The organism is Paenibacillus sp. J5 (genome assembly GCF_054955055.1).
Map to the genome: position 1 here is coordinate 255,349 of NZ_JBUEDD010000009.1, position 6,780 is coordinate 262,128.

At 51.0% G+C, this 6,780-nt stretch carries 8 protein-coding genes; 6 read left to right on the top strand and 2 right to left on the bottom strand.

Going from position 1 to position 6,780, the window contains the following annotated elements; all coding sequences use genetic code 11:
• The first annotated feature begins 103 nt into the window (after positions 1-103).
• The 3 genes from ACY1JZ_RS18060 (at position 104) to salA (ending at position 2,923) form a co-directional block, all read left to right on the top strand.
• Positions 104-796: a phosphoadenylyl-sulfate reductase gene (locus ACY1JZ_RS18060; protein WP_462630370.1), complete on the top strand. Its 693-nt coding sequence runs from the start codon at positions 104-106 to the stop codon at positions 794-796.
• A gap of 171 nt (positions 797-967) precedes the next feature.
• The gene (gene cwlD / locus ACY1JZ_RS18065; RefSeq protein WP_270168037.1) at positions 968-1,738 is read left to right on the top strand and encodes an N-acetylmuramoyl-L-alanine amidase CwlD; all 771 of its coding nucleotides are present in this window, start codon (positions 968-970) and stop codon (positions 1,736-1,738) included.
• 84 nt (positions 1,739-1,822) lie between these two features.
• Positions 1,823-2,923: an iron-sulfur carrier protein/transcriptional regulator SalA gene (gene salA / locus ACY1JZ_RS18070; protein ID WP_462630371.1), complete on the top strand. Its 1,101-nt coding sequence runs from the start codon at positions 1,823-1,825 to the stop codon at positions 2,921-2,923.
• A gap of 154 nt (positions 2,924-3,077) precedes the next feature.
• Here the strand turns inward: salA and gerD are convergent, their stop codons facing one another.
• On the bottom strand, positions 3,078-3,770 hold the full coding sequence (gene gerD, locus ACY1JZ_RS18075; protein WP_270168041.1) for a spore germination lipoprotein GerD: 693 nt from the start codon (positions 3,768-3,770) through the stop codon (positions 3,078-3,080).
• 145 nt (positions 3,771-3,915) lie between these two features.
• Here gerD and ACY1JZ_RS18080 point away from each other — a divergent pair, with 145 nt between their 5' ends.
• The gene (locus tag ACY1JZ_RS18080) at positions 3,916-4,539 is read left to right on the top strand and encodes a KinB-signaling pathway activation protein (RefSeq protein WP_270168043.1); all 624 of its coding nucleotides are present in this window, start codon (positions 3,916-3,918) and stop codon (positions 4,537-4,539) included.
• Between the two features lie 7 nt (positions 4,540-4,546).
• On the opposite strand, the gene pdaB is transcribed toward ACY1JZ_RS18080, so the two are convergent.
• Positions 4,547-5,350, bottom strand: coding sequence for a polysaccharide deacetylase family sporulation protein PdaB (gene pdaB / locus ACY1JZ_RS18085; RefSeq protein ID WP_462630372.1), 804 nt, complete (start codon positions 5,348-5,350; stop codon positions 4,547-4,549).
• Between the two features lie 112 nt (positions 5,351-5,462).
• On the opposite strand from pdaB, the gene ACY1JZ_RS18090 reads away from it, so the two are divergent.
• Both ACY1JZ_RS18090 and ACY1JZ_RS18095 read left to right on the top strand, forming a co-directional pair.
• Positions 5,463-6,089: a stage II sporulation protein M gene (locus ACY1JZ_RS18090; RefSeq protein WP_462630373.1), complete on the top strand. Its 627-nt coding sequence runs from the start codon at positions 5,463-5,465 to the stop codon at positions 6,087-6,089.
• Positions 6,090-6,214: 125 nt separating this feature from the next.
• Complete coding sequence (locus ACY1JZ_RS18095) at positions 6,215-6,436, top strand: hypothetical protein (RefSeq protein WP_270168049.1); 222 nt, start codon at positions 6,215-6,217, stop codon at positions 6,434-6,436.
• The last annotated feature ends 344 nt before the right edge of the window (positions 6,437-6,780 follow it).

Here is a 6,780-nt window from a genome sequence, read left to right on the forward strand (position 1 = left end):
TCGCCACTTCCTCCAATTAAGAGGATTGAACAATGCGGTGGGAAGACGTATAATATGATTAAAGTCATACAGTTTTAGTGGGAATTTAACGGAGGTCATACCTATGAATCTGTTTGAAAAGGAAGCGTTAATTCAGAAACAGGCCGTTGAGCTGGAGACGGCTTCGGCGGAAGCCGTGCTTCAATACGCGATCGAGATATTCCCGAACATTACCTTTGCCTGCAGCTTCGGAGCGGAGGATGTCGTGCTGGTGGATATGCTGCAGAAGCTCAGTCCGAAGACGGATATTTTTTACTTGGATACTGATTTTCATTTCAAGGAAACGTATGAGACGAGAGACCGCCTGGAGCAGCATTACAATATGAAGTTTGTCCAGGTGAAGCCGCTCTTGACGCCGGAGGAGCAGGCGGCAGAGCATGGAGCGGAGCTATGGAAGAGCGACCCCAACGCCTGCTGCGACATTCGCAAGGTTCAGCCGTTGACGCGCATATTGAGCCGATACGAAGCATGGATTACCGGAATTCGTCGCGATCAGGCGCCGACGCGGGCTAACGCCAAGAAAATTGAATATGATACCAAGTTCGGCTTGGTCAAATTCAATCCGCTCGCGAGCTGGACATCTGAGGATGTGTGGCAATATATCCGCGACCATCAGGTGATCTATAATCCATTGCACGACAACCACTACCCTAGCATCGGCTGCGAGTATTGTACGCGTCAGGTGATGCCTGGCGAGGACCCGCGGGCAGGACGCTGGTCCGGCAATGACAAGACGGAGTGCGGACTTCATAAATAAACGGAGCACAGAGCCTTTCCTTGAATTATCGGGGAAAGGTTTTTTGTTTCATGAGAAATAAATGGTGCTGCATAATGCTCCCACCTGTCCCATATAGATGATAAGGGTGCAGGAGACAAGTACCGCAGTCAGGGACGCCCAAGGCGCTACTATGATTGAGGAGGGAGCGGCATGCGGCGAGCATTCAAACGCCGAGTTATCATTTGGTTGAATTACCGGGGAGCAGTACGCATCGTGCTGGGCATGGCCATGGTGCTGCTGACACTGGTGCTGCTAACGCAGGAGATGCCGGCCTCGCGCACCTGGACATACTGGACACTGCCGCTCTCCGGCAAGGTCATCGCCATCGATGCCGGCCATGGCGGGGTGGACGGAGGAGCGGTTAGTAGAGATGGTCTGGTGGAGAAGGATCTGAATTTGGCTATTGCGCTCTATTTGCGCGATTATCTGCAGGAGGCGGGAGCACTCGTCTATTTGACCCGTGAGGGAGATTATGATCTCGCGCAGCAGGACACGCGCACATATAAGCGGCGGAAGACAGAGGATCTGCTGCGTAGAGTGGAGCTGATTAAGCAACGTGAGGCGGATGTCGTGCTGAGCATTCACATGAACAGTATCCCGCAATCACGGTGGCATGGAGCTCAGACCTTTTACTATCCCAATCACGCGGACAATTACTCTTTGGCGGCGCTGATCCAGCAGGAGATTACGAGGAATCTGGAAAATACAACACGCATGGCCAATACCGCGCAGACGGTCTATTTGCTCAAGGCGATCACACAGACGCCGACGGCGCTTGTGGAGGTCGGATTTCTGTCCAATCCGGCAGAAGCGGCGCAGCTCGGTGATGGCGATTATCAGAGGAAGGTGGCGGCCTCGATCTATCAAGGCGTGCTACGCTATGTCTCTGGGGAGAGAGTCAAGCACCAGCCGGGGACGTAATTCGCTATCCGCTTGAGGTATGGTATAATTATTGGATGCAGTCCAATAATGTTCAAGCCCGTACAAAGGTGGGATAGAAGCATCATGATAACAAGAGAGCAAGTCATGGAGGCACTCGCCCCGATTATAGAGCGAGGCAAGGCGGAGACAGGAGCGAAAGCCTTCTCCATCCGCGATGTAGTCGTCAAGGAGCAGCAAGTGTCATTGACGGCGCTTACAGCAAGCGAAACCATCCAGCAAGCGCTGCAGAATGCGCTCGGAGAGGCGCTCGGACCGCTTGGCATCGAGACCGTTCATGCCCGTTTCCGTCCATTGGAGCACCCGGAGGCTTCGGGGGCTGCTGCAGGAGCAGAAGGCGAGTCGTCGTCCGGGGTCGGGGGGCAGCCGATCGGACATGCGGCAGGTATGGAGGAGCACCCGCTGCTTAGCCCAGATAGCGGTGTCCAATTTATTGCAGTAGCCAGTGGTAAGGGAGGCGTCGGCAAGTCTACCGTGACCGTGAATCTGGCTGTAGCGCTGGCGAGGCTGGGCAAGCGAGTAGGTATTATCGATGCCGACATCTATGGCTTCAGTGTACCGGATATGATGGGCATCGAGGAGCGGCCAAGCATCGAGCAGGATCGTGTGGTGCCGGTGCGCAGTCATGGAGTTCAGGTGATGTCGATGGGGTTCTTCGTTGAAGACAATAATCCGATTGTGTGGCGCGGGCCGATGCTTGGCAAGATGCTGCGCAATTTTTTCAATGAGATTGCGTGGGAGACGCCAGAGTATGTACTGCTGGATCTGCCTCCGGGAACAGGGGATGTTGCGCTGGACGTGCACCAGATGATCCCGCACAGCAAGGAAATTATCGTCACAACCCCCCATGCTACAGCAGCGTTCGTCGCTGCGCGCGCAGGGGCGATGGCGGTGAAGACCGAGCATGAAATTATCGGTGTCGTGGAGAATATGTCTTACTATACATGCAGCCATTGCGGGGAGAAGGAGTACATCTTCGGCAGAGGCGGCGGCGGGCGGCTGGCAGAGTCGCTTCATTGTGAGCTGCTGGCACAAATCCCGCTAGGCGCACCGGACAACCATCCGTCGGAGCCGGACTTTTCTCCATCGATCTATAAGGAGCATACGACCGCAGGGCAGATCTACATGGAGCTGGCCTCCGCAGTCATTGCAAGGTGCGAGACCTAGCCTAGATAGCGGTTGTCTCTTGCTGGAGCGGTTGCCTATATACATTCAAAAAAGGACTCGTTCCGTCCAGTAGCGGCGGAAGAGTCCTTTTCCTATGCTGCCTTAGCAGTTCATCCTCAAGCATCGTCCTCAGCAGTTTAACCTTCTTCCCCAACTAGGTCGTGTTGTCGCTGCCGTCCATGCCGCTGCCCTGGCTCTCCCCGCCGCCTCCACCGCTGTCGCCTCCGCTTTTGTCCTTATTTTCCGAATTCTGTACTTTCTCGTCAGGCTTCGGCTTGAGCTCCTCCTGCACAGCCTTCTGCAGCAGATCGAGCATTTGCAGGCGCACCAGCGGGCTCTGCATATTTTCCTGCATGATGGCGGCTACGTGCTTCCGATACTGGGTGCTCTGCAGCACATCCAGGATGACGCGCTCCATATCGGGGTTTTTCATGACACTGATTAAGTCCTTCTGGTAAGCCGGGTCCTTGAGCAGATCCTTGTGAATCTGTTTGTTCTGGTCGTTCACAGCCTTGGCAAATTCGCCGGCGAAGCGGGGATTCGTCATCAGGCTCTGGATTACCTTGTCATAATCAGGGGAGACCAGCACTTCCTTGACGGCAAGTCTGACCTGCTCCTGATCCTGCACCGACAGCATGCCAACGTAGCTGCCATTGGCACCAGTGGCCTGAATGGTCGACTCCTGAAGCGCTTTTTGCGCATCTTCTGTTTTTAGAATATCAATAACCATGGATTTCATGTCTTTGTAGCTGATCTGCTGACCGCCGGAGGAGGGTTCAGCCCCACAGCTTGTCAGCATAACAGCCATAAAAATGGAAACGGCAAATAGAGGCCATTTGTTAACCATGATACGCTTCTCCCTTCTATTGCTCAGCAATTGCGTTTCATGGGCTTAGTATGCGTCAATGAGCAGCTTATTATCATTAGGGGATTTAGCTTTTTGCACTAGACATGGTAAAATAAACGAAGCGAATATAGGAGGGAACCCTAAGGTGAATTTAAAAAAACTGTTTTTTCTATTTTGGACCTGTATGGCTGTTGGTGCGGTAACAACCGTCATTACAGGTACGATCATGCAATGGTCGGACCCTGAGTTCGGATTATTGGGCTTTGAGGCAACGGGATTTAATGCGGCCATGATGGCTCTGGTCGGAACGATGATCGGCGCATTCAGTCAAATGGGCTTTTTTGCTTATCTGATACTTAACTATATTGCTCTGAGCATATTGCGACAGAAGTATCTATGGAATGCGCTTCAAGCGTATACAACGGTATTTAGTGTGCTGGGAATGGGCTATATGCTGTATACGAAGCAGGAGGTCCTGAGCCCTCACTTGTATATTGTCGTTCCAGCCGTATTGTCCGTGCTCACGCTTGTCGTATGTCAAGTGAAGGTGAAGCAGACGAATGCATCTGCGTTTATTCCAACGGCCTTCCTTATGTTCACCGTGACCTTTATCGAGGCTTGGCCGGCGCTCAGCTATGGCAATGCCAGCACGCCAGGGATTATATTCATGCTTGCGCCATTGTTCTTATGCAATGCGTATCAAATACTGATGCTTCATCGCGTCCTCAAAAAAGCGGACCCCGCCAGTGAGGCGAAGCCCGTCGTATGAGTGCTCGTCAGAAGGAATGCTGGTGCAGCTCGATCGGCGAGGCGGCTGACTTATCCGGAACAACCTTTCCGCTAACCTCCGTCTGGCTGATCAGTTGATTCACCGATACAAATTCATAGCCCTGGGAGCGAAGCCTGCTAATAATGTGCGGCAGAGCATCCTGGGTATGGATAGCGGCATCGCTGGCATGCATGAGAATAATGTCTCCTGGATGTGCGCGGCTGATGACACGTTCGACAATTTTGTCGGTGCCAATATTCATCCAGTCCATAGAGTCGGTATCCCATTGAATAACCTTGTAGTTCAATTCGCCGGCAATGCGCAGCACCCGTTTGTCAAAGTCGCCGTTAGGCAGTCGTATTAACTCCGGCGCTTTGCCGCTTACCTCGCTAATGATGGCATGGGCGGTCTGAATCTGGCTGCGGATGTCTTCATCGCTCAGCTTGGTGTAATTTTCATGCTTGTGCCCGTGACTGCCAATCTCATAGCCGGCCTCCACGATTTTTTGGACAATCTCCGGGTGAGACTTGCTCCAGACGGATGACACGAAAAAAGTAGCCTGTGTTACATTGTTTTCTTTGAGCGCCTGTAAGATCGGCTCGGCACGAGTGTCTCCCCAGCTAATGTCGAAGGTTAGAGCCACAACCTTTTTGTCTGTCGGTACGCTGTAGATGGCCGCAGGCTGCTCGGGAGAGAACACGGAGATGTTGTCCCTCTCGGCATAGACAACTCCGCCGGCAAATAGCAAAGCAACGATCAGCAGCATGTACCGTTTAACCTTTTTTCCGTTAATGACATAGAACATATTCATCAGAACACGGCACTCCTCTCGTCAAGAGCTTGTTTGATACAATCTATGCTTGGACGGTGCAGTTATTCGTATTCCCACTCAAATTCATGAAATGACGGTAAGGAGGCGGCTCATGTTTTCATGGAAGGCTTTTGTACAGCATCTGCAAGCAATGCGTGGTTATATTGCGTTCTCGCTTATTCTGTTTATGGCGGGCATCGTCATTGGGGGAACGAATGTTCAACTGGAGCAGTATATATCTGGACAATTGGAGGGGCTGCAGCAGATTTCCAATACGATCAATAACTCTTCGAATCCTACCCTGTTGTCCTTTATATTCATCTTCCTCAACAATGCCATTAAGTGCATCATCATTATGTATCTTGGCGCTGCCTTCGCATTGATTCCTATCGTCTTTCTTGTTATCAATGGCATGGTGCTCGGGTACCTCTTCACCCATCACAGCGCCGTCATCAGCACCTTTGAGCTGATCTGGAGAGGCATATTGCCTCACGGCATCATCGAGATTCCTGCCCTGCTGATCGCCTCTGCCTATGGCATCCGGCTCGGAATGCTCACTTTCTCTGGGGTGGGACATCTGATCACACGAAAAAAGGGAATCGGCTCTGTCTACGAGGCCTTCATGGTACGCACCGTCCCGTTGATGCTTGCGTTGACTGTGGCCTTGCTCTTGGCTGCAATCATTGAGTCCACGATAACCCCATGGCTCTTAGCGCAAAAAATGAATAGCGGGATGTAATAAAATTTCCAAAATCTGAGCATAACAGTAAAGCGGCGTCCTCGCATAAGCAGACGCTGCTTTTTGTTCACAGAGGCGAGTAGCGAGTAGGCTGCAAAGCTCAGAAGGGGGTTCATGATGAGAATATGCTAGGGATACTGTTTAACGATAAGGAATGCCGCGAGCTGGATTATGTGTTGCGTAAGGAATTGGATGAAATGCTGCTTGATCTGAATGATTCGAGAATGGATGGAGAGATTAAAAAGGCAATCGCCGGGAGATACAAGGTCATATTTAGAATGTATGCGCGTATAGCATCCCCCAAAGAGCTATCCAAATACGCACTCAGTAAGCGAAATTACCGATAACCATAAAAAAATAATCACAGGTCTTGACGACAAGGTGCATCTTATGGTAAATTATCATTCGTCCCGTTAAGGACAAGGGATGGTACGAGAAGCAAGATTCTTGATCTTAAATGTTTCTTCAAAAGCTGTTTTCAAAAAAAATTGAAGAAATTAAAAAAAAGACTTGCATTGTTACTCAGACCTGTGATATATTATAAAAGTCGCCGCTGAGAGATGCGGGGATGAAGAAAGCAAGATAATTTGTTCTTTGAAAACTGAACAACGAGCGAAAAGCCCTGTAATTCGTAAGAATTGCAGATCAGCAACAAAAACAACGAAATGAGCTACCAAGCTTACTTCATAAC

What these genes read in the sequence shown, in the direction of transcription:
- pdaB (WP_462630372.1), bottom strand. Translation starts at nt 5,350, where the DNA reads ATGAATATGTTCTATGTCATTAACGGAAAAAAGGTTAAACGGTACATG.
- ACY1JZ_RS18095 (WP_270168049.1), top strand. Translation starts at nt 6,215, where the DNA reads ATGCTAGGGATACTGTTTAACGATAAGGAATGCCGCGAGCTGGATTAT.
- gerD (WP_270168041.1), bottom strand. Translation starts at nt 3,770, where the DNA reads ATGGTTAACAAATGGCCTCTATTTGCCGTTTCCATTTTTATGGCTGTT.
- ACY1JZ_RS18090 (WP_462630373.1), top strand. Translation starts at nt 5,463, where the DNA reads ATGTTTTCATGGAAGGCTTTTGTACAGCATCTGCAAGCAATGCGTGGT.
- ACY1JZ_RS18060 (WP_462630370.1), top strand. Translation starts at nt 104, where the DNA reads ATGAATCTGTTTGAAAAGGAAGCGTTAATTCAGAAACAGGCCGTTGAG.
- salA (WP_462630371.1), top strand. Translation starts at nt 1,823, where the DNA reads ATGATAACAAGAGAGCAAGTCATGGAGGCACTCGCCCCGATTATAGAG.
- cwlD (WP_270168037.1), top strand. Translation starts at nt 968, where the DNA reads ATGCGGCGAGCATTCAAACGCCGAGTTATCATTTGGTTGAATTACCGG.